Raw genomic sequence first — 22,761 nt, forward strand, 5'->3', positions numbered from 1 at the left:
AGGGACAACTCCCCACCCAATAATCGATATGCCTCCACATGGAGGTTCATCGACTAGGGGTAATACCATGTTCAAGCGTAATGCTAAGGGGAACACCCGCACCAAGCTTGTTACGGGCGCCGTCATGCTGGTCCTCGGCCTTTCGGCCGCTGGCACGGCGATGAGCACGGACACCTTCGGCGGCGGCGCGACATTGCCGGCCGGTGGTTACGTCGGCTTCAATTTCCTCAATCCCGCTGTCAAGCAGTCGGCCAATACCGCGTTCCCGACCTCGGGCGCCGCCGCTGTCAGCAGCACCTCGCTGTTCGGTGCCTGGGCCGTGCGTACTGGCAACAAGGTGTCGTACTGCCAGACCGGTAGCGGTAACGGCAAGAAGATCTTCGACAACTCCGACGGCACGAACCACCTCACGGCCATCGGTGCGTGCGACGGAACGACCATCGGTTTCGGCGCGCCTTCCAGCATCCTGGTGAATCCGCACTTCGCGGGCAGCGATGCTCCGATGTCCGCCACGGAATACAACTGGTTCGACGTCACGGGTGGCAAGAAGACGCAGTATGGCGAGCCGGTGCAGTTCCCGGCGGTGGCTGGTTCGATCGCGGTGATCTATCGCAAGGACAGCCTGTCGACCCCGCTGAACCTCACTTCCGCGCAGGTCTGCGGCGTGTTCAACGGTTCGATCACGCAGTGGTCGGCGCTGACGGGCAATGCGAGCGACACGACGACGATCAAGGTCGCGTTCCGTTCCGACGGCAGCGGCACCAGCTTCTCGCTGGCCAACCACATGGCCGCCGCCTGCGCCGGCACGGCTTCGCAGCACTTCATCGTCGACCAGTCGTTCGCCACGGCGATCAGCCAGTACAAGCCGACCATCCCGTCGGGTTGGGTGGGCGCCAGCGGCAACCCGGCCGTCGTCGCTGCTGTCGAGAGTGCCGATGGCACGATCGGCTACGCCGAATCGGCCAACCTCAAGGCGGCCGCTTCCACCGTGCCGCACGTCAAGTACGCCACGGTCGGCGGCAAGGACCCATATGCCGACTTCCCGGCTTCGCTGGCCGTCCTGGTCAGCTCGGATCGCGTCCTCAGCGGCGTGAACGCCACCACCGGCCGCCCGGTGACGGCTGCGCTTACCCCGTTCGGCCAGACCGGTTGCATGCTCCTGGTCGACCCGGCCGGCTACGCCAACATCACCTCGCGCTACCCGATCATGGCCGTGTCGTACCTGATCGCCAACAACAAGGGCAACACCTCGGCCGATGTCGGCGCCGTGCGCGGCCTCATCGGTTCGGCGTATGCCGACCACACCACGGACGGCGTGACCACCATCGGCGCGAACACGGGCTACTCGTTCCTGTCGTCGACCGCGTTGACCCAGGCCAAGGTCGATTCCTGCGTCAACATCTGATCAGCACTGGCGGTTTTTCAAGGATGAAACGGGGAAGGGGTCTTCGGACCCCTTCCTTATGGCGCCCATAAATTCACTACCGAGGTATCCCATGACGACCGGACGATCGACGATCAAGAACCGCCAGGCGACGAAGCGCTGGCTCGCACCCGCGGCTCGCTGCGCCATTCCCTTGCTGATGGCGGGAATGGCCTTGCCTGCGGCGGCGCATAACAAGAACGCCTACGTGGCGAACGAAATCGACAATACCGTTTCCGTGATCGACACGGTGACCAATACCGTGACCGCCACGGTGCCGGTGGGTGCCAACCCGCTGGGTATCGCCGTTAGCCCCAATGGCTCCGGCGTGTATGTGGCCAATGCCCTCGACAACACCGTGTCGGTGATCGACGCGGCCACGAACGCCGTGACCGCCATGGTGCCGGTGCAGAACACGCCCGTGGCCGTGGCCGTCAGCCCGGACGGTTCCGATGTCTACGTCGCCAACGCCAACGAGAACACCGTGTCCGTGATCGATACGGCGACCAACGCCGTCGTCGCCACGGTTCCCGTCGGTAGCGCTCCTTTCAGCATCGCGGTCAGCCCCAATGGCGCTCGCGTATATACGGGCAATACCGGCGACAACACCGTGTCGGTGATCAATTCGCGTACCAACGAGGTGATCGCGACGGTGCCGGTCGGCAATACGCCGTCCGGCTTGGGTATCGGCCCCTTGGGCGCCCGTGTGTATGTGGCCAATGCCGGTTCGAACAACGTCTCCGTGATCGATGCGTTCACCAATAAGGTGACCGCCACGCTGACGGCCGGAAACGGTGCCGAGGCCGTCGCCACGAGCCCTATCGGACTGCCGGTGTATGTCTCCAATTCGGTCGACAACACCGTCTCCGTCATCAATCCGCTCAACAAGAACGTGATCGCGACGGTATCCGTGGAAAATACACCGCAGTCCATCGCGGTCAGCGACAGCACCGGTCGCGTCTATGTGGCCAATGCCGGATCGAATACCGTTTCCGTCATCAATCCGTATACCAACAAGGTGATCGCCACCGTGAATGTCGGTAGCGTTCCCGCCGCGGTGGCTACGCAGCCGCAGTGGTGATTTAGCAAGGGAAAACGGCCATCCCGGAAGGGATGGCCGTCATCGGTCCGAAACCTTCCGATCGCATGCTCGACGGCACTAAGGAGGGGCCCATGCGCGGTAAGCGAACCGGAGGTTTCAGCCTGCTCGAAACGCTGGCGGCGTTGGTCCTGCTGGCCTTGTGCTTCGGCGCGCTCATGCGCGCGACCGGCTCGTCTGTCGCCCTGAACGCACGCGCGGCGGATTACACGCAGGCATCGCTCTGGGCGAACGGGCTGCTCGATCGTACCTTCGTGGCTGAATTTCCGCCGGAAGGTGTGCATACGGGCCGTTTCGACGATACCTATCGCTGGACGATGAAAATAAGTACGCCTTCGGATATGGCGACCGTCGCCACGCTGGTTCCGATGCATCTGTACAGGATCGAGCTGACCGTGGAGTGGGATGTGGGTGGAAGAACCCTGTCTTCCCGCTTCGAGACCCTGCGCACCGTGTCCGAGAAGCCACGCGTGCCCAAGGTTTCCGTGTATGCCTCGGGGGATTCGTGAAGCGCCAGGCGGGTTTCAGCCTCATGGAAACACTCGCGGCACTCGCCCTCTTGGCATTGCTGCTGCTGGGCGTGACGGCGGCGCTGCAGACGATGACGCAATCCACGCGTGCCGGCATGGCCGTGACCGAACGGCTCGACCAGGTCAGGGCCGCGCAGATGTACGTGCGACGGGCGTTATCCACCGCCCTGGCGTATCCATGGGCGCTGCGTGCCGACAGGCACCCCATCGTGGTTCGTGGGACGGCCGGTGAGGTCACCTTCGTCGCGCCGGGGCCTGGCTACCTGGCGAAGAGCGGTCTTCAGCTCCAGCGCCTGGCCCTGGTCGGGCGCGACAAAGACCTGAAGCTACAGGCCGAGTTCGCACCGATGGCATCGCGCGATGCCGCACAGGTCGTCCCGTCGCAACCGGAGGTCCTGGTCGATCATGTGTCGTCCGGGCGCTTCGTCTATAGCGGCGTCGATGACGAAGGCAATCCGGTGCCATGGCAGGACACATGGCCGTATGGCGATCGCCTGCCTTCCATGATCGGCCTCGAACTGACCCTGGCCGGCGGGGTGAAATGGCCCACGATCGCCGTTCCCTTGCGGATGGATCCCGCCGCGGTCGACGCGCGCGAAGCCATGGCGCGATTGACCTCGGCGGAAGGGAAGCGATGAAACTCCTTCACTGGAACGCGAAGCAACGCGGCGTGGCCTTGCTGGTGGTCCTTTGGGGTTGCACGTTGGCGGCGATCACCCTCGGCGCACTGGCGACGAGCGCTCGCGTGGAGAGCACGCAGGCACGTGGACAGTCCCTGCGCCTGGAAGCGTTCTATGCGGCGGAGGCGGGCATCGAACAAGCGGTGTTCATGCTGAATGCGCGGGAAGACGCGCAGCGCTGGATCGCGGACGGCCGTGCTTATGGCTTTCGATTGGGTCGTACCGATGTGCAGGTGGACATCAGCGACGAGGACGGCAAGGTCAATCTCAACACGGCGCCGCCTGAACTCATCGGACGGCTACTGTCGGCGTCGGGCGTGGATGCGTCGCTGGTACCGCGGTTTCAAGCGGCCATTACCAGCTGGGGAACGCGGGGGCATATGCAGGCGTCGTTGTTGCTGGCGAAAGGCGGTTTCAGCAGCCTTGACGAACTCTACCGGGTGCCTGGGATCACCGCCGACGCCGTCGAGAGGATCGTTCCCTTCCTGACGTTGTGGACCCCCGATTCACCGAATCTCGCCCACGCCGCCCCGGTGGTCGTGGCCGCGGTTACCGGCGCCGGGCCGGAAGCGGCAAGATCTTACGTCGATCAGGTGAGGGCCTTGCCGCCAGGCGGGTCCGCGTTGCCGATGCTTCCCGGGACGGGATCGGGCAACGCGGCGAAGGGTTTCAGCGGGATCGTCAGTATCACGTCACGGGCGCAAGTGGCCGAAGGACCGGCCCTGACACTGGATGTCACCCTCATCCTGCACAGTGAACCCGGGAATCCGCGGCCGTATCGCATCGTACGCTGGGCGGAACGTGCGTCCGAAAAGAACCTGTAGCCGATTCCTGCGGCATACTCCTGCCACGTCACGGCACGGCAACACGCACCCGCCACTCTCGCAGGCCTCGATAACCATGATGGTTCTTGCATGACACGCTTTCTTACGATCGGCGTCGCCGCATGGGTGGTCGTGCTGGCAGGATGCTCGACGCTGCCCCAGCCGCGCGACGACGGTTCGTTGCAACGCGAGGCACTGGCCGGGACCGAAAAGCCGGTACCCAAGCCATTGACGATAGGCACGACCAATCCGCAAATCCCTGCGGTCACGCAGCCTGACATCACCACGGGCACGGGGGAATTCGTCAAGGCGGTGGGCTTGCCCAAGCCGAAGCCGGTGGCGGCGGGCGCGGGCACGGTGACCTTCAACTTCGAGAACCAGCCCGTGGAGTCGGTGGTGAAGGCCATCGTGGGCGACCTCCTGCACGAGAACTATTCGATCGTGCCAGGTGTGCAAGGCAACATTTCTTTTTCCACCTCGCAGCCGGTCACCACCGACCAGGCGCTTCCCATCCTCGAGACCTTGCTGTCGTGGACCGGCAACGCGCTGGTCCGTAACGGCGACCGCTACGTGGTCATGCCGTCGAAGGATGCCGTGGCGGGCAACCTCGTGCCGAGCATGGGCGCGACCGCACCGCCAGGCGGCCTGCAGGCGCGTCTGTTTCCCCTGCGTTTCATCTCCGCCACCGAGATGCAGAAACTGATCAAGCCGTTCGCACGGCCCGATGCCACCTTGCTGGCGGACCCCACGCGCAACGTGCTGGTGATGGCCGGCACGCCGAGCGAACTGGAGAACTACCAGCGCACGGTGCAGACCTTCGACGTGGACTGGTTGCGCGGCATGTCGGTGGGTGTGTTCGCCTTGCAACGTGCCCAGGTGAAGGAATTGACACCGCAGCTCGACAGCCTCTTCGGCGAGAAGGGCAACACGCCCATGGCGGGCATGCTTCGCTTCATTCCCATCGAGCGGACGAATTCCCTCGTGGTGATCAGCCCGCAACCGCAGTACCTGGACGAAGTGAAAACCTGGATCGAGCGCATCGATCGCGGTGGCGGCAACGAGCCGCAACTCTATGTCTATGACGTGCGCAACGTGCAGGCGGCCGATATGGCCGACTACCTGTCCGACATCTATGGCGGCGGCTCCGGTGGAGGAAAGTCGAGCGATCGCGGCGGCAAGGTCGGCCCGGGTCTGAGCTCCGGCACACTCGGCGGCGGCGACAGCGACCTCGGCAATCGTGGCGGCTCGGGCCTCGGCAGCACCACGGGTGCGTTCGGCAATGCGGGTGCTTCTTCATCGGGTACGTCATCGGGGTTATCGACCCCGACGGGCTCCACCGGTGGAACCGCCGGCACGGCCACCGGGGGCGGCCTTGGCGGTCTCGGTAGCGGAGACTCCACCGATGCCAGCGACAATGGCAGCAGTCGCCATGCGTCGACGACCACCGACGAAGGCGTGCGCATCACCTCGGTGGATTCGAACAACCAGGTGATGGTGCGTTGCCGGCCGTCGCAGTGGACGGAGATCGAGCAGGCGATCAAGCGCCTGGACAGCGTCCCGTTGCAGGTGCAGATCGAGACACGCATCCTCGAAGTGACGCTGACGGGCAGCTTCCAGTTCGGCGTGCAGTGGTACCTGGAAGGCCTCGTCGGCGGCACCAACGGTTCCGTGGGACAGCCGGGCAACAAGCAACAGTGGGCGCTGGGCAACGGCGGCAACGTCTACAATCCGACGACCGACAGCTTCTTCTACTCGTTCGTCAACAACAACATCGCCGTCGCGCTGCGCGCCATGGAGACCAGCGGCAACACCAAGATCCTTTCGGCGCCGTCGTTGGTGGTGCTGAACAACCAGAAGGCGCACATCCAGGTTGGCGACCAGATCCCGATCACGCAGACCTTCGTCAACACCAATGCCAACACGGACAACACGATCGGCCAGGTCGAATACAAGGACACCGGTGTGATCCTCAACGTGCGTCCGCGCGTGAATCCGGGCGGGCTGGTGTACCTCAACGTGAGCCAGGTGGTCAGCGCGGCGGGCGTGAAAGACACGACCACGGGCAACTTTCCGATCCAGCAGCGCGAGGTCGCCACCCAGGTGGCCGTGCAGAGTGGCCAGACGGTGCTCCTCGGTGGACTGATCAAGGAGGACGACAACACCACGGATACGGGCATTCCCGGGCTGAACCGGATACCCGTCTTCGGTCGTTTGTTCGGTTCCACGAACCGGGGGCGCAACCGTACCGAACTGATCGTGCTGATCACGCCCAGGGTGATCAGCAACGGGGAGGAAGCCAAGCAGGTCACCGACGAGTATCGGCGGAAGTTCGAGTCGCTGCGGCCACTGGATGGGGCCCCCTAGGACGGCGGCAACGCGTCCCGCACACGCGGCGCTCACATGGGGGGTCGCAGATTGCCCAGGTGGAACGCGAGGGGAGAGTCCGGTGATCGGAGGGTTGGCCGGTTGGTCCAAGGTGCTGGAAATGATGCCCACGGCGATGTTCGTGCGCGACGCCATGCACCGTTGGGTGTTCGTGAACCGCATGGGCTGCGAATACATGGGGGTACGTGCGGACGATATCGTCGGCAAGAGCGACGAGGAGTTGTTTCCGCCCGAGCAGGCGGCGCGCTTCGCGGCGGGCGACGAGGCCGTGCTGCGCACCCACGAAGTCGTCGAAACCGAGGAATCGGTGACCGATCCGCAAGGCCGCGTCCGCACGCTGCTCACGCGAAAGACCTGCATCGAGCTGGAGGGGGCGCCCCATGTGCTCGCCTCGGTGACCGACATCACCGAACTGCGCGAGTCCGAGGCGCAGATACGTTGGCTGGCGTGCCACGACGCGCTGACCGGCCTGGCCAATCGAACGGCACTGTTCAACAAGCTGGATGCCGCCATCGCGCGGGCCGCGAGCGGCGCCGGCAAGGCGGCGCTCTTGTACCTCGACCTGGATGGGTTCAAGAAGGTCAACGATACCTACGGCCATCTCGCCGGTGACGAGTTGCTCGTGCAGTTCGCTTCCCGCCTGCGCGGTCTGCTCGACTTGAACGACACCGTGGCGCGCATCGGCGGCGACGAATTCGCCGTGCTGGTCGAGGACGGTGGCCACCTCGACGTCGAAACCCTGGCGTCCAGCATCCTCACGCTCGCGAGCCTGCCTTTCGACGTCCCTGCGAACGCCTCCCTGATCGGCACCTCCATCGGCATCGTTCCGATCGACGCCGATGCAGTGGCCGCGGGGGAGATGGCGCGCAAGGCCGACAGTGCCCTTTATGAAGCCAAGAAGGGCCGTAACCGCTACGTGGTCTACACCGACGAACTGGACGTGGCGCTCGCGCACCGCCGCGAGATCGAATTGGCGCTCAGGGAGACCCTGCGCAACGCGGCGGGGCTGGACTGCCACTACCAGCCACTGGTCCGGGCCTGCGACGGCAAGGTGATCGGGCTGGAGGCGCTGGCTCGCTGGCGGCACCCCCGTCTGGGCGATGTACCCCCGGTACAGTTCATCGCCGTGGCCGAGGAAACCGGCCTGATCGGTTTTCTCGGCGAGTGGGTGTTGCGAACCGCTTGCGCCCGCGTGGCCCCGATGGCCGACATCTTCGTGGCGGTGAACGTGAGCGCCGTGCAGCTGCGCGACAACCGCTTCGCCGATATGGTCCTGCGCCTGCTCGCTGAAACGGGACTGGCGCCGCGCCGGCTGGAACTGGAGATCACCGAGACGGCCATCGTCAACGCCGATGTGGCCACGGTACGCCAGTTGAAACGGCTGCGAAGCGAGGGCGTGCGGATATCGCTCGACGATTTCGGCACGGGATATTCCAGTCTTACCTTGCTGAAGGACCTGGATGTCGACAAGGTGAAGATCGACCGCTCTTTCGTGCAGATGGCACCGATGGCCGACGATTCCGCCGCCATCGTGCGCGCCGTGTCCAACCTCGGCGCGGCGCTCGGCCTGTGCGTGGTCGCCGAGGGCGTGGAGACGGAACAGCAGCGAGCCTTCCTGCGCGATGCGGGGTGCGACGAACTGCAGGGTTTCCTGTTCTCCGCCGGCGTGTCCGAGGAGGGCATCGCGGGGATCATCGGTGGTTACCCGACGCCCCTGCCGGATTACTCCGCCGGATAGGCCCCTGCCGGCATGGGCCAGGTGCGGCGAAGGTCGGGCATGCCCGGCATCGTGGTGGGCTGCGGCAAGGGCAGGGGCATCCGCGTGCCGGGATTGCCGCCCGTGGCGTCGCCGACGATGGCGATCACGCAACCACCGCTCTCTTGCGACGTGCCGAACGACAGGCGGCCCCACGGCATCTGCATCACCAGGTAACGGTTGGGCAGCATCGAGGGCGCGCTCGGAAGATGGGTGTCGGTGCCCTGAGCATGGAATTTATCGTCCACGTCGGCGCGCTGGAAACACGGCTTCTGTTCGAGCTGGATGGAGGTGAAGCGCACCATCGGGACGTCGCCGCCCTCGTCGATGCCGCGTGCTTCGAAGGCGCTGACGCGGTACCCGTCACGCGTGACGAAGGGCATGCTGCGGACGATCTGTGGCGGTGCGTCGGCCGTGGGGTGCAGGCCTCCGGGAAGCTTGCCCGATAGCGAGTCCACGGCGTTGGGCAGGGTTCCCATGGTCCCGTTGATGATCTCGACCAGCGTCTTGTCGCTTCGTGGCACGTTCACCGACTCGCCGCTGGCGGGGCAGGCCAGGGTCACGGCAAGCAAGGTAGCCAGGGAGCGGAAGGGGCGCATGGGGTCCGGGGCGGGGTGGTCGGGGGCGCTAGTGTGCACGAGTTCGAGGGTAGGGTTGCATGCGCCCCGATCGCCCGAATATTTCCTCCAACGCTCCATCCGGCTCCCCCGATGACAGATCTCCGCTTCGACAACGCCTTCGTCCGCGAGTTGCCGGCCGACTCCGATACCTCGAACCTGCCCCGGCAGGTCGCCGGCGCCGCGTTTTCCCGGGTCGATCCCACGCCCGTGCCGGCGCCGCGGGTGGTCGCCGTATCGCCGGAGGTAGCGGACATGTTGGGCGTGTCGCCCGACAGGCCCGGCTTCGCGGACGTCTTCGCGGGAAACGCCCGTCTGCAGGGCATGACCGGCTATGCCATGGCCTACGGTGGCCATCAGTTCGGCCACTGGGCGGGGCAGCTTGGCGACGGCCGGGCGATCGGCCTCGGCGAGGTGCTGACCGAGCGGCACGGTCGCCAGGAACTGCAACTGAAGGGCGCCGGCCGCACGCCGTATTCGCGTGGCGCCGACGGGCGCGCCGTGCTGCGGTCATCCATCCGCGAGTTCCTGTGCAGCGAAGCCATGCACCACCTGGGCGTGCCGACGACGCGGGCGCTGTCGCTCGTGGCGACAGGCGAAAGCGTGGTGCGCGACGTGATGTACGACGGTCACCCGGCACCCGAACCGGGTGCCATCGTCTGCCGCGTCGCCCCTTCCTTCCTCCGCTTCGGCTCATATGAACTGCCGTCGTCGCGTGGCGACGTGGCCCTGTTGCGCCGCCTTGTCGACTTCACCATCGCCACGCATTTCCCCGCTTTCGCCGATCTGCCGGGCGAGCGAGGCTACGCCGCGTTTTTCACGGAAGTGTGTGAGCGCACGGCGTCGCTCATGGCCCACTGGATGCGCGTGGGTTTCGTGCATGGCGTGATGAACACCGACAACATGTCGATCCTCGGCCTCACCATCGATTACGGCCCTTATGGCTGGGTCGACAACTTCGATCCGGACTGGACGCCGAACACCACCGACCGCGCGCATCGCCGTTATCGCTTCGGCCAGCAACCCCAGGTGGGTTACTGGAACCTGCAACGGCTGGCGCAGGCCCTGTCACCGTTGTTCACGGGTGTCGAAGCATTGCAGGCGGGGCTGGACCGGTACGTGGAAGTGTTCGAGGCCACCGATGCCGCTTTCTCGGCCGCGAAGCTCGGCCTAGCCCATGCGCGCGAGGGTGACGAGGCCCTGGTGGCGGACCTGCGCGGGTTGCTTCTGACCGGGGAAATGGACATGACGATCTTCTTCCGCGATCTCGCGTCACTGGATCTCTCGTCGCCTCGCACAAGAAGCGTGGGAGAGGCGTTCTACGACGAGGCCCGGCGCGGCGCGGTCGAAGAGGCATTGCAATCCTGGTTGCAGCGTTATGCAGCTCGGGTGCGCGACGACGAGTCGCCGGCGTCGGAACGGCTGGCCCTGATGCACGCAAGCAACCCGCGCTACGTGCTGCGCAATTACCTCGCCCAGCAGGCGATCGACCGCGCGGAACGGGGTGACGACGACGGTGTCCATGAGTTGCTGGAAACCCTGCGCCAGCCCTACGACGAGCAGCCGGGCAGGGAGCATCTGGCCGGACGCCGACCGGACTGGGCACGCGAGCGGGTGGGTTGTTCGATGTTGTCCTGCAGCAGCTGAGCGGCCGCTCGGCTAGAATCGCCGGTTCCTTCACGCCGCCGAGGTCCATCGCGTTGTCAGCCGGTTCCGCTTCCGACGCCGCCCTCGATGCCTTGTTCGTGCCTTTCGCGACGGGCGAGCTGGCTTTCCCGGCCGATGGCAGGTTGCTGATGCTGCGCGCACGCGATGGCTTCGTCCTGCGAGAACGCAGGCGCCCGGGCTGGGTCCTGCAGCAGTCGTTCAAGCCGGCCGCCGACGCCCTGGCGCGGTCGGGTTTCGACGTGTCGCCGGACATTCCCGAGGGCGAGTTCGGCGTGGTGATGGTGCTGCCGACCCGGCAACGCGAGGAATCGAGGGCGCTGTTCGCGCAGGCGATGTCGCTGGCCGGCCCTGGTGGCATCGTCGTCGCCAGCGTGCCGAACGCCGAAGGCGCCAGGACCGCCCAGGCGGACCTGGCCCTTCTGGCTGGCAGCGTGAGCGAGTTGTCCAAGCACAAGTGCCGCGTGTTCTGGACTCGACCCGGCGCCGTCGCCGAACCATCGCTGCACGCCGACTGGCTCGCACTCGACGCGCCGCAATCGATCGAGGGCGGGCGTTTCACGAGCCGGCGAGGCTTGTTCGCGTGGGACCGCATCGACACCGCCTCGGCCTTGCTGGCCAGCGTGCTGCCTTCCGATCTTTCCGGCCGTGTGGCCGATCTCGGCGCCGGCTTCGGCTATCTCGCCTGCGAGGTGATCGAACGCTGCGCGGCGGTGTCGGCGGTCGACCTCTACGAGGCCGAGGCACGGGCACTGGAACCGGCGCGCCGCAACGTCGCCGATGCCATCCAGCGATCCGGCCGTGCCATCGCCGGGAGCGTGCGCTGGCACGACGTCAGCCACGGTATCGACGCCGGCTACGACGCCATCGTGTCCAACCCCCCGTTTCACCAGGGGCGGGCAGACGATCCGCAGTTGGGCCGCGCCTTCATCACCGCCGCCGCGAAGGGGCTGGCCGCGCAAGGCCGCTTCTGGATGGTGGCGAACCGGCACCTGGCCTATGAGGCGGCGCTCGACGCCGGCTTCGCCAGCGTGCGCACCGTCGTCGAACGCGACGGCTTCAAGGTCATCGAAGCAAAGGATCCCCGCCGATGAAACTCGTACGCCTCCTGGCGAACCTCGGCTATGGCAGCCGCAAGCAGGTCGCGGCCATGTTCCGCGAAGGGCTGGTCACCGACGCCGCGGGCGAGGTGCTGTATGCGGACGACAAGGTCGAGCATGCCGATGTGCGCTTCGAGGGAGAGCCGCTCGACCCGCCGCAAGGCATGCTGCTGATGCTCAACAAGCCTGTCGGCTACACGTGTTCGCGCAAGGACGTGGGCCGGCTGGTCTACGACCTGCTGCCGCCGCGTTTCGCGCTGCGCAATCCGGTGCTGTCGACGGTGGGCCGTCTCGACCGGGACACCTCGGGATTGCTGCTGTTCACCGATGACGGGCAGCTGTTGCACCGGATCATCTCGCCCAAGGCGGCGGTGGCGAAGGTGTACGAGGCCACCCTCGCCGAGGAACTGCGTGGCGACGAGGCGGCGACGTTCGCCGCCGGGACGCTCATGCTGGAAGGCGAGACGGAACCGCTGGAGCCCGCGCCGCTGGAGGTACTCGGCCCCCGCCACGTCCGCGTCACGCTGACCGAAGGGCGCTACCACCAGGTTCGCCGCATGTTCGCCGCCGTGGGCAACCACGTGGTGACGCTGGAGCGCACCGCGCTCGGTGGACTGACGTTGGATGGGCTGCCTTCCGGTGAATGGCGCCTCCTGACGGCGGACGACACGGCGCGGATTTTCGGCTGAACCGCGCCCCGGTGCCCGGTGGTTTCGTTATGGACGCCCCCTGCACATCGGGTGCAGTATCCCCGGGTTCCCTCGCCTTCATAAGGAAGACAAAGATGAAACGAATCGTCATCGCCGTGGCCGGGTTGTGCGTGTGCGTGGCCGCCCAGGCCGCCGACAAGAGCGTCGTGGTGCCCATGACCCTGGTCACCGCCGACGGCACGGGTGCGTCGGTCGGCAAGGTCACGGTCACCGAAAGTGCTGGCGGCCTGGTGTTCACGCCGGACCTGAAGGGCCTGCCGCCGGGTGAGCATGGCTTCCACCTGCACGAGAAACCCAGCTGCGATCCGGGCGAGAAGGACGGCAAGAAGGGCGCCGCGCTGGCGGCCGGCGGCCATTACGACCCGGAGCACACCGGCAAGCACGAGGGTCCGGAATCGTCCATGGGCCACGAAGGTGACCTGCCCAAGATCACCGTGGGCGCCGACGGCACCGACACCACGGCCGTGACCGCGCCGCGCCTGACCAAGATCGCGACCCTGAAGGGCCACGCCTTGATGATCCATGCCGGTGGCGACAACTATTCCGACCAGCCGGCGGCCCTCGGCGGCGGCGGCGCGCGCATCGCCTGCGGCGTCGTCAAGTAAGGAAACCATGTCCCAAGGCGGTCTCTTCGCCCCCGAACCGCTCGTGATCGTCGATGACGAGCACGGGCGGTTCGCGTATGAGCCGGGCGTGATTCACGCCGAACGCGCCGCCGCGTGGTTCGCCGGCCTGCTCGCGGACATTCCCTGGGAGGCGCAGCGGCGTCCGATGTATGGCCGCGACGTGGACGTGCCGCGACTGCTTCAGCATTACGCGCTGGACGACCCGGCCTTGCCCCCCATCGTCGGTGAGGCGGCGCGCGAGGTGATCGCGCTCACGGGCGTCCGCTTCACCTCGGTCGGTCTGAACCTCTACCGCGACGGCCGAGACAGCGTGGCCCCGCATAACGATCACATCGACGAGCTGAAAGAGGACGAGCCCATCGCCTTGCTTTCCCTCGGCGCCACGCGGCGCATGACCTTGCGCGAACGCGACGCGCCCAAGCGCAGCTTCGATATCGACATGGAACCGGGCAGCCTGCTCACGATGAGCTATGCCACGCAGTTCCACTACGACCACGGCATTCCGAAGATGCGCGGCAAGGTGGGGCCGCGGATCAGCCTGGCTTTCCGCGTCCGGCCTGAGGGTAAGGCGGGTAGCAGGCGGTATGGGGTAAGGAAGAAGATTTCTTAGGGGGTCATTCGGTTCGGCTTCGCCCTCGCGTGGGGCTGGTGCGTCGCGGGGGAGCTGCCGGGCGCCACCCTCGGCGCGACAGGCGGTGCCGTCCCTTGGGAAGGGAAGCCGCTGCGCGGCCATGCCTGATGGCTGGCGCCCCTTCGGGCTCGGACGGGCGGGCGGGGGTTTTCGATTCGCCCTCCGTGGCTCAGCGAAAACGATCGGCCGTCCTGGCCGATCCCCTACCGGGCCTTGTCCGCCCGCCCGTCCTCGGCTCCTCATGTCGCGCCGAGGGTGGCGCCCGGCAGCTCTCTCGACACTGCGGTGGGTGGGTGGGAAGAGCCGTCTGCCTTTACCGGTCGCCGCACCCGGGTGGGAAGCGGGCTGGCCCGCGAGTCCTCGATTTTCTGCTGCGAAGGAAGCCTTGCGATGATCGGGCGAGGCTTTACCGCTCGCTCGGTTGGATGCACCGCCTCATTCGCTCGACACAGGGTGGCGAATCGCGGGCCAGCCCGCTTCCCACCCGCGTGAGGGGAGTCACACGCAACCGCTTTCCCAGGTCGCGGGCGTTGCTTTTGCCCACACAACCCCTCCGTGCCCGGAAGAGCCGTCGGCCGCCACCCTCGGCGCGACTTGTGGAACCGAGGAGCGCCGGGCGAAAAGGCCCGTCAGGGGGCCGGCCTGGACGGCCGGCCGTTTTCGCTGAGCCACGGGGCGATCTCAACCGGTCGATGCAACGGTTTGATTGAGTACCTCGGCAGGGGTCTGGAAGTCCAGCGTCTGCCGCGGTCGCTGGTTAAGTTCCTTGGCCACGGCGTTGAGCTGGGCCTGGGTGTAATGGCTTAGATCCTGGCCCTTGGGGAAGTACTGGCGAAGCAAGCCGTTGGTGTTTTCGTTGGATCCGCGTTGCCAGGGACTATGCGGGTCGCAGAAATAGATCTGCAGGTCGGTGGCCAGTTTGAAACGCTGGTGCTGGTACATCTCCGGACCGCGATCCCAGGTCAGCGAGCGCTTCAGCTCGGCCGGCAGCCGGCGGATGTGTTTAGCCACGGCATCCACGACGGTCGCACTGTCGCGAGCGGGAATTTTGATCAGCATCACGAAGCGTGATCGCCGCTCCACGAGCGTGACGATATGCGAGTGGATCGTGCCGGCTAGCAGGTCGCCTTCCCAGTGACCGGGTACCGCCCGGTCATTCGCTTCGGCGGGGCGCTGGCTGATCGTCAGGGCCTGGGCAATCAGGTTAGGGCCGCCCTTGCGGCCCTTGCCGTGACGCCCCTGCGCCTGCGGGTAACGGACCGATCGCTGGGTGCGCAGATGCGCCAGGAGCTGCTTTTTAAGCACGCCGCGGGCCTGGATGAACAGGCTTCGATAAATGGTTTCGTGGGACACCCGCATACTGTCGTTGTCTGGATAGCGTCGGGCAAGCCATCCGCTGATCTGCTGGGGTGCCCAGCGATGGGCCAGCTTGTGGGCGACCACGCGACGAAGGGCGCCGTGGCGGGCCAGCAGGCACGCCTTGGGTCGTTTGGCCTGCGCCCAGGCTCGCTGGTCGGCATTCGCCGCGCGATAGGCCTCACGGCCTCCGTTACGTCTCACCTCACGGCTGATGCTGGAGGGGGCTCGCCCCAGGCTCTGGGCGATCCGGCGCAGGGAATGGCCCTGACACAAGCCGCGGGAAATCTCTTCGCGATCCGCCAACTGAAGCGCCTGGGCCGCCCGCTTCCGAGGCGGTGGGGCGAATCCGCCGTGCTTCTTCAACACGTAGTGAATCGTCTCAGGGTGCCGATCCAGCGACCGGCCGATGGCCGCGGGCGACACGCCGGCCCGCCAGTCCGCCCAGATCCGTTCACGGTCCGCCGTCGACAAATGACGCCAAAGCCTGACTGCTCTGCTCATGATGCCCACCTCCGTCTTGATCAGACTACGGTGTTGCATCGATCGGTTGAGATCACCGGAGGGCGAATCGAAAACCCCGCCCGGGGCGACGGGCGCGACGGGGCGTCAGCCATAGAACACGGCCGCGCAGCGGCATCCCTTCCCGAGCGACGGTGCAGCTCGGAGCGACGAGGGTGGTGGCCGACGGCTCTGCCTCACCACCCCGATGCGAGGGCGAAGCCGAGCCCGCCCACCGAACGCTCAAAAAAGATCGATGCTACCCAACGACACCGGGGCGGCCAGTTCGCCGCGGCGGGTGAGGGACTCGTAGCCATGCACGCTGTTGCGCCCGTTCTGCTTGGCGAAGTACAGCGCCTTGTCCGCGCGGTCCAGCACGATTTCCGGGTAATCGTGCTCGGTGATGCGGGCATAGCCGATGCTCACGGAGACATGACCCACCTGTGGGAACGCATGGTCGACCACGAAGCGGCGGAAGCGGTCCAGCACGAGGTGGACCTCCGCTTCGTCCTGCGCCGCGAGGAGGATCACGAATTCCTCGCCGCCGAAACGGAACAACACGTCGCCCTGGCGAAAGCTCGCGCGCATGTGCTGGGCCAGCATGAGGATCACCTCGTCGCCGTAGACATGGCCGTAGGTGTCGTTGATCCGCTTGAAATGGTCGATGTCGAGGATCGCCAGGTAGAGCTGCGAATTCTCGCCGACCGGGCGGCGCTTCTCTTCCGCGTCGGGAGCGACATCGCGCGAGGCGTGGCGCTGGAGAGTGAGCAGGCGCCGCAGGCGTTGTTCGAAGCTGCGACGGTTGTACAGGCCGGTGAGCTTGTCACGCTCGCTTTCGTTGAGCAGGGCGATGTAGTTGCAGTAGATGCGCGCGAAGCCTTCCACCATCGAGCGTACGTCGTCGAGGGAGTCGGGGGCTTCCAGCATCAACGCGCCGATGGCGGTGTGCTCGCGCTGGATGGGGATGACCAGACGGCTGCTACCGTCGTCGGTGATATCGCTGATCGCTTCCAGCGTCGCCATGGCGCAGACGAGGGTGTCGATGGGATCGCCGTCGAGCGTCGGGTCCAGCGCTTCGATCACGAAGCCACCGTCAGGTTTCCGCGAACACACGACGATCGAATCGACGGGATGCCGCGGGCTGTCTCCGCGCCGGCACAAGGTGACGTTGTTGACGGCGATGAGCTCGGCCAGCGACAGCACCATGCTGTGGTCCAGCGCGTCGATGTCGCGGTGATGGGTGAATTCGGCCACCGAAGCGAGCAGACGCGATTCGGGCAGGATGCCAACAGGGCTGTGCCACGGCGCCTTCATGCGCATGGCTTCCGCACGACCGTGTCGTCGCGGCATGGATACTGGACTTGCACCGACACTCCTCCCCCGAGTGGAACGCGCCGTGGCGGTTCCGTGTGTGCGTCGAACCGGACTTGCGGCCGAGTGACTCCCTGGAAGTAGCTATCGGCCGGAAGGCCGCCGACTTTAGGGCAAAAACGGCACGAATGTCGGAAATCGTGACGCAGTCAACGATCCGGGGGCTTCACAAACGTGAATCGGTGTGCGTGTCAGTCACCTTCGAGCCAGCCGCGCCATTTGAAGAACAGGACGGGCAACAGGATGCTGATCAGGATGGCGGCCAGGGCCATGGGGTAGCCGAAGGACCAGTCCAGTTCGGGCATCTTCTTGAAGTTCATGCCCCACACGCCGGCGAGTATCACCGGCGGAATGGTGGCGACCGAGGTCACGGTCAGCACCTTCATCACGTGGTTCTGGTCCGTGCTGATGAAGCCGAGGCTGGCGTCGAGCAGGAACTGCAGCTTGTTCGTGAGCTGGTCGTCGAATTCATCGAGCGTGCGCAGGTCGTGTTCGACGACGCGCAGGCGGACCTCGACGTCGTCCGACATCCACTCCGGCTTCTTCGCGCGAACGAACGACACGATGCGCTGCACGCCCAGCATCGATGAGCGGTTGCGCGCCTGTTCGCCTTCCAGGCGGCCCACTTCCAGCATGCAGTTGCGCAGGGCCGGCGTACCGACCCGCACCGGCGTGAAGATCCGGTCGGAGAGTTTCTTCAGGTCGGCCGACACGTCTTCCATGCGCTTGGCCGCCAGGTTGACGATCGCCTCGATCAGCGTCGCCAGCACATCGGCGCTGGATTCCCAGCGGTGTTCCTGGCAGCTCTCGCTGGCCAGCTTGAACGCGGGCGACTCTTCGAAGCGAAGGGTCATCAGGACATGCCCGGTGACCACGATGCCTACCGGACCGGGATGATGGTTGTCCGGCGAGTCGGCGAAATAGGGGATGGAGAGGTACATCGCGCCGTCGTCGGTGCGGATGCGGCTCGACAACGCGAGGCTGACCACGTCGTTGCGTTGCGGGATGCGCAGCCCGGTGATTTCGCTGGCGCAACGCCGTTCGTCTTCGTTTGGATCGAGCAGATCCACCCAGATGGGCGCATCGGGTTTTGCCATGCCCGCGGTCCAGCGGACGGGATCGGTGTATTTCCCATGTTCGTGGATGATCAGCACGTGCGTGGGTGTCCTTGACGTCAGGTGCGAGGAGTCTACGCCGGAGATGACATGCGTGGCCGCGGGCGCGCATGCTTGGCGGCAAGATCCCACGGCCGGACCCAGGAGAGATACCGATGAGCGATACCGCCAAACCGCTGGAAATCGTCCATGACAGCGCCAACCAGGTGTTCCTTGCCGTCGTTGACGGCCACACGTGCGAGCTGGAGTACCAGCTGAGTGGCAACGTGATGACCATCACGCATACCGGCGTGCCATCCCCGGTGGGAGGGCGCGGCATCGCCGCCTTGCTCACGAAATTCGCGGTGCAGGTCGCGGAGGCGAGCGGGTGGAAGATCGTTCCGGCGTGCGGGTATGCGGCGACCTGGTTCGAGCGGAATCCCGAGTACGGGCACTTGCTGGCCTGAGGGGAACCGATCGCCGCCCAGGCGGCTTCCCACCCTGCTGCCCGGTGTGAACTACCCGACCGCCGGTTATCCAGGCTCGGGTGGGAAGCGGCCTGGGCGGCGACAGGTCTCGCGACTTCGTTCAGCGACGTGTTAGCTTTTGCGCTCCCCATCATCCAGGGTCACCCATGCGTACGAAGTGGATCGTCGCCGCCGTCGCGCTCGCCTGCGCAGGCCACGCCTTTGCCGACACACCCGCGAAAACCGCGGACGACCCGCGCATCGCCGCGATCCTGGATGCGCTGGGCAAGGTGCGCACGATCGAATCCGTCGCCTTGTCACCCGATGCGAAGCACCTCGCCTGGACGGTGAAGACGAACGGCAAGCCGGTGCTCGAAGTGGCCGACGCCGATGGCCGTAACGCCCACCGCGTCACCGCGAGCAAGGGCTGCAGCGAGCTCTCCGCGACATGGGCGCCGGATTCGCAGCATCTTGCGTTCCTCTCCGATTGTGCCGGCAAGGCGCCCGGCGTGGAGGAGGGCAAGCAGAGCGATGTCTATGTCGTCGATATCGCGAAGAAGGCGGCGCCGCAGCGGATCACGCATCTGAAAGGTTACGTCGACGACCTCGAATGGCGTCCCGACGGCAAGGCGCTGGCCTTCCTCTACGTGCCGAACGCCACGCGGCGCGCGAGCGCCACGGCCGCCGCCAAGCCGCAGCTCGGCGAGGTCGGTGTCGAGGGCATCGAGGTGCAGCAGGTGGCCAGCGTCGACGCCACCGGCGGTGCCATCCGCACGCTGACGCCGGCGGGCCTGCATGTCTACGAATTCGCGTTTTCGGCCGATAGCGGCCGGATCGCCTACGTGGCGGCGCCGCCGCCGGGTGACAACAACTGGTGGGTGGCGAAGCTCTATGCGCAGCCGGTCACGCCGGGAGCGAAGGCGGTCACCCTGGTGGATACGGCGACGCTTTCCGGCCCGCTGAAGGATTTACAGGTGGCCGTACCGCGATTCTCTCCGGACGGTTCGCGGGTGGCCTTCATCGGTGGCTTGATGAGCGACCAGGGTTCCACCGGCGGCGATATCTGGATGGTGCCCGCCGCGGGAGGCGCCGAACCGGTCGACGTCACGCCGGGCGTGACGACCACGCCGGCCTGGCTGGCCTGGACCGCGCCCGACCGGCTGCTGGTCGGCGAGCACGCCGCCGGCGCCAGCCGGGTATCGAGCTATGCCGTACCCGCCAGTGGCTCCGCCACGGCCACCACGTTGTTCGAACTGCCGATGACGATCGGCGACGGTCGCCTGTCGATGTCGCTCTCGTTGAGCGCGGACGCGGGCAAGGCGGCCTTCACCGCCAGCTCGTTCGAGAAAGCCTTCGAGGTGCAGGTCGTCGATCTGGACGGCCGTTCGGTGCCCAAGGCGGTCACGACATTCAATGCCGGCCTGAAGCCCTCCTGGGGCAAGGCCGAGTCGATCGCCTGGAAGAACGAAGGCCACGACGTGCAGGGCTGGTTGCTGTATCCGGCCAACTACGACCCGAAGAAGCGCTACGGCATGATCGTCTCCGTCCACGGCGGCCCGGCCGCGGCGGTGACGCCGCGCTGGCCCGGCGTGGGTTACGGTGGCGCGCCGCTCTCGGCGCTCGGCTATTTCGTGTTCATGCCCAACCCCCGTGGCAGCTATGGCCAGGGCGAGGCCTTCGTGCAGGCCAACCGCAAGGATTTCGGTTACGGCGACCTGCGTGACGTGCTGGCCGGCGTCGACGCGATCGAGAAGTCCCACCCGGTCGACGACCGGCGCCTGGGCCTCACCGGCTGGAGCTACGGCGGGTTCATGACGATGTTCGGCGTCACCCAGACCCAGCGCTTCCGTGCGGCGGTCGCTGGCGCCGGCATCTCCAACTGGCAGAGCTACTACGGTCAGAACCTCATCGACCAGTGGATGAAGCCGTTCTTCGGCGCCTCGGTCTACGACGATCCCGGCGTGTACGCGAAGAGCTCCGCGATCAACTTCATCAAGCAGGTGAAGACGCCGACCCTCGTGGTGGTAGGAGAGCGGGACGCGGAAACCCCGGCACCGCAGTCGTTCGAGTTCTGGCACGCCTTGCGCGCCCAGGGCGTACCGACCTCCCTGGTCGTCTATCCGGGCGAAGGCCACGGCTTCGCGCGCGACGCCAGCCGCCGTGACGTGCTGGCCCGCGCGCTGGCCTGGTTCGACCGGTACCTGTCGGCGGGAGACAAGTAGACACGGGGAACGGATGGTTCCCGCGAGTGCCTTTCGGCGGATTTGCGTTTTTTCGCCGACCCAGCATCATGCGATGCATATGACGTTAAAGTCGGGGGCGGTGGTGGCCGTTAATCCAGGGGATAAAGGCCGGAGCGTGGTGTGCTGACACATCGTAGCGTCGAGGGCGGCATCCATCTTGCCGTATCGAACTGTGCCCGCTGGTCCGTCTTCGGACCCGGCGAGGTCTCACGCTGCGACACGTTCGGCACGGTGGGCGCCGGCCTCGGATGGATGGTGGCGCTCGTGGTGGTCTGCGCCCTGGCCGCGGTGGCCATCGCCTGGCTGGTGGGCCAGCGGCGGCACCTCCACGCGAAACTCAAGGATCCCCGCGAGCAGGCCAGCCGGGCACTGGCTTTCCATGCGTATCACGACACCCTCACGGGATTGCCCAACCGCGCCTACCTCATGCGCGAGCTCGAGCAGGCCCTGGCGGCACCACAGGCGGGCTCGCTGGCGGTGATGTTCATCGACCTCGACGGCTTCAAGGCCATCAACGACACCCTGGGGCATGAAGCCGGCGACACGTTCCTGCGCGCCGTCGCCACCTCCCTGCGCAGCAGCGTGCGCGAACGCGACACGGTTTCCCGTTTCGGTGGCGACGAGTTCGTGGTGGTGGTGCAGGCGTACGGCGGCATGGAGAACCTGATCCGGGTCTGCCGCAAGGTGCTCGACCTGGTGTCGAAGCCGGTCAACGTGTCCGGCCAGCTCGTGGCCGTGAGCCCGAGCATCGGCGTGGCCGTGTCCCCCCAGGACGGCGAGGAAGCCGAGGCGCTGATCCGCAACGCCGATGCCGCGATGTACGCCGTGAAGGAAACCGGCAAGGCCGACTTTCGTTTCTACGAGGAGGGCATGCTCGAGCAGGCACGCGAGCGTCTCGCCCTTACCGTGGAGTTGCGCGAGGCCTTGCAGGCGGGCGAACTGGCGGTCGAGTACCAGCCCAAGCGCAATCTGCGCGACGGCACGCTGGCGGGCGTCGAAGCGCTCGCACGATGGCACCATCCGTCGCGCGGCGACGTGCCACCGACCGTCTTCGTGCCCATCGCCGAGCGCTCGGGCCTCATCCATGCCCTGGGCGAATACGTGTTGCGCGAAGTGCTCGGACAGCTGAAGACCTGGGATGCCGCGGGCATCCAGGTCGATTACGTGGCGATCAACTTGTCCATGCAGGAACTCACGCGGCCCGCGTTCGTCGACACCTTGCACCGCGCGGTGCGCTCCTACGGCGTCGACCCCACGCGGATCCGCTTCGAGCTCACCGAGTCCACGGCGATGCGTCAGCCGGAAGAGACCATGCGCCAGCTGGTGAAGCTGCGCTCGCACGGCTTCGACCTGCTCATCGACGACTTTGGCGCGGGTTACTGGAACCTGAGCCACCTGCGCGAACTGCCGGTGGGAACGATCAAGATCGACCAGTCCTTCGTGCGCGGAAGCACGTTGAACCTGGCCGATCGCGAGATCACCGAGGCCATCGTCGGCCTCGCGAAGAAACTGAACATGCGTACGATCGCCGAAGGCGTGGAAACCGAGGCACAGGCGCATTGGTTGCGCGACCTCGGTTGCGACATCGGGCAGGGCTACTTTTTCGCCCGGCCGATGACCGCCGCCGCCTTCGGCCGTTACCTCGATCCGACCGTGGCCTATGCAGGCTGACCGCCCGACGCG

The 22,761-nt window shown here is 66.2% G+C and carries 19 protein-coding genes; 15 read left to right on the top strand and 4 right to left on the bottom strand.

Features of this window, described 5'->3' with window-relative positions:
- Window positions 1-67: 67 nt before the first annotated feature.
- The 7 genes from QFZ41_RS18030 (at window position 68) to QFZ41_RS18060 (ending at window position 8,679) form a co-directional block, all read left to right on the top strand.
- The gene (locus tag QFZ41_RS18030; RefSeq protein ID WP_429199988.1) at window positions 68-1,405 is read left to right on the top strand and encodes a substrate-binding domain-containing protein; all 1,338 of its coding nucleotides are present in this window, start codon (window positions 68-70) and stop codon (window positions 1,403-1,405) included.
- 91 nt (window positions 1,406-1,496) lie between these two features.
- Window positions 1,497-2,504 (top strand): beta-propeller fold lactonase family protein, encoded by a 1,008-nt coding sequence (locus QFZ41_RS18035; protein WP_429199989.1) that lies wholly within the window; start codon window positions 1,497-1,499, stop codon window positions 2,502-2,504.
- A gap of 92 nt (window positions 2,505-2,596) precedes the next feature.
- Window positions 2,597-3,031 (top strand): prepilin-type cleavage/methylation domain-containing protein, encoded by a 435-nt coding sequence (locus QFZ41_RS18040; RefSeq protein WP_429199990.1) that lies wholly within the window; start codon window positions 2,597-2,599, stop codon window positions 3,029-3,031.
- The gene (locus QFZ41_RS18045; RefSeq protein WP_429199991.1) at window positions 3,028-3,690 is read left to right on the top strand and encodes a prepilin-type N-terminal cleavage/methylation domain-containing protein; all 663 of its coding nucleotides are present in this window, start codon (window positions 3,028-3,030) and stop codon (window positions 3,688-3,690) included. Before QFZ41_RS18040 ends, QFZ41_RS18045 begins: the two co-directional genes overlap by 4 nt.
- Window positions 3,687-4,556, top strand: a complete 870-nt coding sequence (locus QFZ41_RS18050) for a general secretion pathway protein GspK (protein WP_429199992.1) — start codon at window positions 3,687-3,689, stop codon at window positions 4,554-4,556. The genes QFZ41_RS18045 and QFZ41_RS18050 overlap by 4 nt, the downstream gene beginning before the upstream one ends.
- A 90-nt stretch (window positions 4,557-4,646) precedes the next feature.
- Complete coding sequence (gspD, locus tag QFZ41_RS18055) at window positions 4,647-6,920, top strand: type II secretion system secretin GspD (protein ID WP_429199993.1); 2,274 nt, start codon at window positions 4,647-4,649, stop codon at window positions 6,918-6,920.
- A gap of 82 nt (window positions 6,921-7,002) precedes the next feature.
- Entirely contained in the window at window positions 7,003-8,679 is a 1,677-nt protein-coding gene (locus QFZ41_RS18060; protein ID WP_429199994.1) for a putative bifunctional diguanylate cyclase/phosphodiesterase, read from the top strand.
- On the opposite strand, the gene QFZ41_RS18065 is transcribed toward QFZ41_RS18060, so the two are convergent.
- Window positions 8,664-9,296 carry a hypothetical protein gene (locus QFZ41_RS18065; protein ID WP_429199995.1) on the bottom strand — a complete coding sequence of 211 codons (633 nt, stop codon included), beginning with the start codon at window positions 9,294-9,296 and terminating at the stop codon, window positions 8,664-8,666. The genes QFZ41_RS18060 and QFZ41_RS18065 overlap by 16 nt on opposite strands.
- A 111-nt stretch (window positions 9,297-9,407) precedes the next feature.
- Between QFZ41_RS18065 and QFZ41_RS18070 the strand changes: the two genes are divergently transcribed.
- The 5 genes from QFZ41_RS18070 (at window position 9,408) to QFZ41_RS18090 (ending at window position 14,025) form a co-directional block, all read left to right on the top strand.
- The gene (locus QFZ41_RS18070; protein WP_429199996.1) at window positions 9,408-10,961 is read left to right on the top strand and encodes a protein adenylyltransferase SelO; all 1,554 of its coding nucleotides are present in this window, start codon (window positions 9,408-9,410) and stop codon (window positions 10,959-10,961) included.
- Window positions 10,962-11,014: 53 nt separating this feature from the next.
- Window positions 11,015-12,073: a class I SAM-dependent methyltransferase gene (locus QFZ41_RS18075; protein ID WP_429199997.1), complete on the top strand. Its 1,059-nt coding sequence runs from the start codon at window positions 11,015-11,017 to the stop codon at window positions 12,071-12,073.
- Window positions 12,070-12,768: a pseudouridine synthase gene (locus tag QFZ41_RS18080; protein WP_429199998.1), complete on the top strand. Its 699-nt coding sequence runs from the start codon at window positions 12,070-12,072 to the stop codon at window positions 12,766-12,768. The genes QFZ41_RS18075 and QFZ41_RS18080 overlap by 4 nt, the downstream gene beginning before the upstream one ends.
- A gap of 95 nt (window positions 12,769-12,863) precedes the next feature.
- Entirely contained in the window at window positions 12,864-13,394 is a 531-nt protein-coding gene (gene sodC, locus QFZ41_RS18085) for a superoxide dismutase [Cu-Zn] SodC (protein ID WP_429199999.1), read from the top strand.
- A 7-nt stretch (window positions 13,395-13,401) separates the two neighbouring features.
- Window positions 13,402-14,025 carry an alpha-ketoglutarate-dependent dioxygenase AlkB family protein gene (locus QFZ41_RS18090; RefSeq protein ID WP_429200000.1) on the top strand — a complete coding sequence of 208 codons (624 nt, stop codon included), beginning with the start codon at window positions 13,402-13,404 and terminating at the stop codon, window positions 14,023-14,025.
- A 702-nt stretch (window positions 14,026-14,727) separates the two neighbouring features.
- On the opposite strand, the gene QFZ41_RS18095 is transcribed toward QFZ41_RS18090, so the two are convergent.
- From QFZ41_RS18095 to QFZ41_RS18105, 3 genes are all read right to left on the bottom strand, one after another.
- Window positions 14,728-15,906, bottom strand: a complete 1,179-nt coding sequence (locus QFZ41_RS18095; RefSeq protein ID WP_429197367.1) for an IS30 family transposase — start codon at window positions 15,904-15,906, stop codon at window positions 14,728-14,730.
- Between the two features lie 240 nt (window positions 15,907-16,146).
- Entirely contained in the window at window positions 16,147-17,217 is a 1,071-nt protein-coding gene (locus QFZ41_RS18100) for a GGDEF domain-containing protein (protein ID WP_429200001.1), read from the bottom strand.
- A gap of 248 nt (window positions 17,218-17,465) precedes the next feature.
- Entirely contained in the window at window positions 17,466-18,428 is a 963-nt protein-coding gene (locus QFZ41_RS18105) for a CorA family divalent cation transporter (RefSeq protein ID WP_429200002.1), read from the bottom strand.
- 116 nt (window positions 18,429-18,544) lie between these two features.
- On the opposite strand from QFZ41_RS18105, the gene QFZ41_RS18110 reads away from it, so the two are divergent.
- From QFZ41_RS18110 to QFZ41_RS18120, 3 genes are all read left to right on the top strand, one after another.
- Entirely contained in the window at window positions 18,545-18,835 is a 291-nt protein-coding gene (locus QFZ41_RS18110; RefSeq protein ID WP_429200003.1) for a GNAT family N-acetyltransferase, read from the top strand.
- 167 nt (window positions 18,836-19,002) lie between these two features.
- On the top strand, window positions 19,003-21,057 hold the full coding sequence (locus QFZ41_RS18115) for a S9 family peptidase (RefSeq protein WP_429200004.1): 2,055 nt from the start codon (window positions 19,003-19,005) through the stop codon (window positions 21,055-21,057).
- Between the two features lie 141 nt (window positions 21,058-21,198).
- A complete protein-coding gene (locus tag QFZ41_RS18120) occupies window positions 21,199-22,749 on the top strand; it encodes a putative bifunctional diguanylate cyclase/phosphodiesterase (RefSeq protein WP_429200005.1) in 1,551 nt (516 codons plus the stop codon).
- Window positions 22,750-22,761 lie beyond the last annotated feature (12 nt).

This window comes from Luteibacter sp. W1I16 (assembly GCF_050434905.1).
Lineage (GTDB): Bacteria > Pseudomonadota > Gammaproteobacteria > Xanthomonadales > Rhodanobacteraceae > Luteibacter.

What these genes read in the sequence shown, in the direction of transcription:
- QFZ41_RS18030 (WP_429199988.1), top strand. Translation starts at nt 68, where the DNA reads ATGTTCAAGCGTAATGCTAAGGGGAACACCCGCACCAAGCTTGTTACG.
- QFZ41_RS18035 (WP_429199989.1), top strand. Translation starts at nt 1,497, where the DNA reads ATGACGACCGGACGATCGACGATCAAGAACCGCCAGGCGACGAAGCGC.
- QFZ41_RS18040 (WP_429199990.1), top strand. Translation starts at nt 2,597, where the DNA reads ATGCGCGGTAAGCGAACCGGAGGTTTCAGCCTGCTCGAAACGCTGGCG.
- QFZ41_RS18050 (WP_429199992.1), top strand. Translation starts at nt 3,687, where the DNA reads ATGAAACTCCTTCACTGGAACGCGAAGCAACGCGGCGTGGCCTTGCTG.
- gspD (WP_429199993.1), top strand. Translation starts at nt 4,647, where the DNA reads ATGACACGCTTTCTTACGATCGGCGTCGCCGCATGGGTGGTCGTGCTG.
- QFZ41_RS18065 (WP_429199995.1), bottom strand. Translation starts at nt 9,296, where the DNA reads ATGCGCCCCTTCCGCTCCCTGGCTACCTTGCTTGCCGTGACCCTGGCC.
- QFZ41_RS18070 (WP_429199996.1), top strand. Translation starts at nt 9,408, where the DNA reads ATGACAGATCTCCGCTTCGACAACGCCTTCGTCCGCGAGTTGCCGGCC.
- QFZ41_RS18080 (WP_429199998.1), top strand. Translation starts at nt 12,070, where the DNA reads ATGAAACTCGTACGCCTCCTGGCGAACCTCGGCTATGGCAGCCGCAAG.
- sodC (WP_429199999.1), top strand. Translation starts at nt 12,864, where the DNA reads ATGAAACGAATCGTCATCGCCGTGGCCGGGTTGTGCGTGTGCGTGGCC.
- QFZ41_RS18090 (WP_429200000.1), top strand. Translation starts at nt 13,402, where the DNA reads ATGTCCCAAGGCGGTCTCTTCGCCCCCGAACCGCTCGTGATCGTCGAT.
- QFZ41_RS18095 (WP_429197367.1), bottom strand. Translation starts at nt 15,906, where the DNA reads ATGAGCAGAGCAGTCAGGCTTTGGCGTCATTTGTCGACGGCGGACCGT.
- QFZ41_RS18100 (WP_429200001.1), bottom strand. Translation starts at nt 17,217, where the DNA reads ATGAAGGCGCCGTGGCACAGCCCTGTTGGCATCCTGCCCGAATCGCGT.
- QFZ41_RS18110 (WP_429200003.1), top strand. Translation starts at nt 18,545, where the DNA reads ATGAGCGATACCGCCAAACCGCTGGAAATCGTCCATGACAGCGCCAAC.
- QFZ41_RS18115 (WP_429200004.1), top strand. Translation starts at nt 19,003, where the DNA reads ATGCGTACGAAGTGGATCGTCGCCGCCGTCGCGCTCGCCTGCGCAGGC.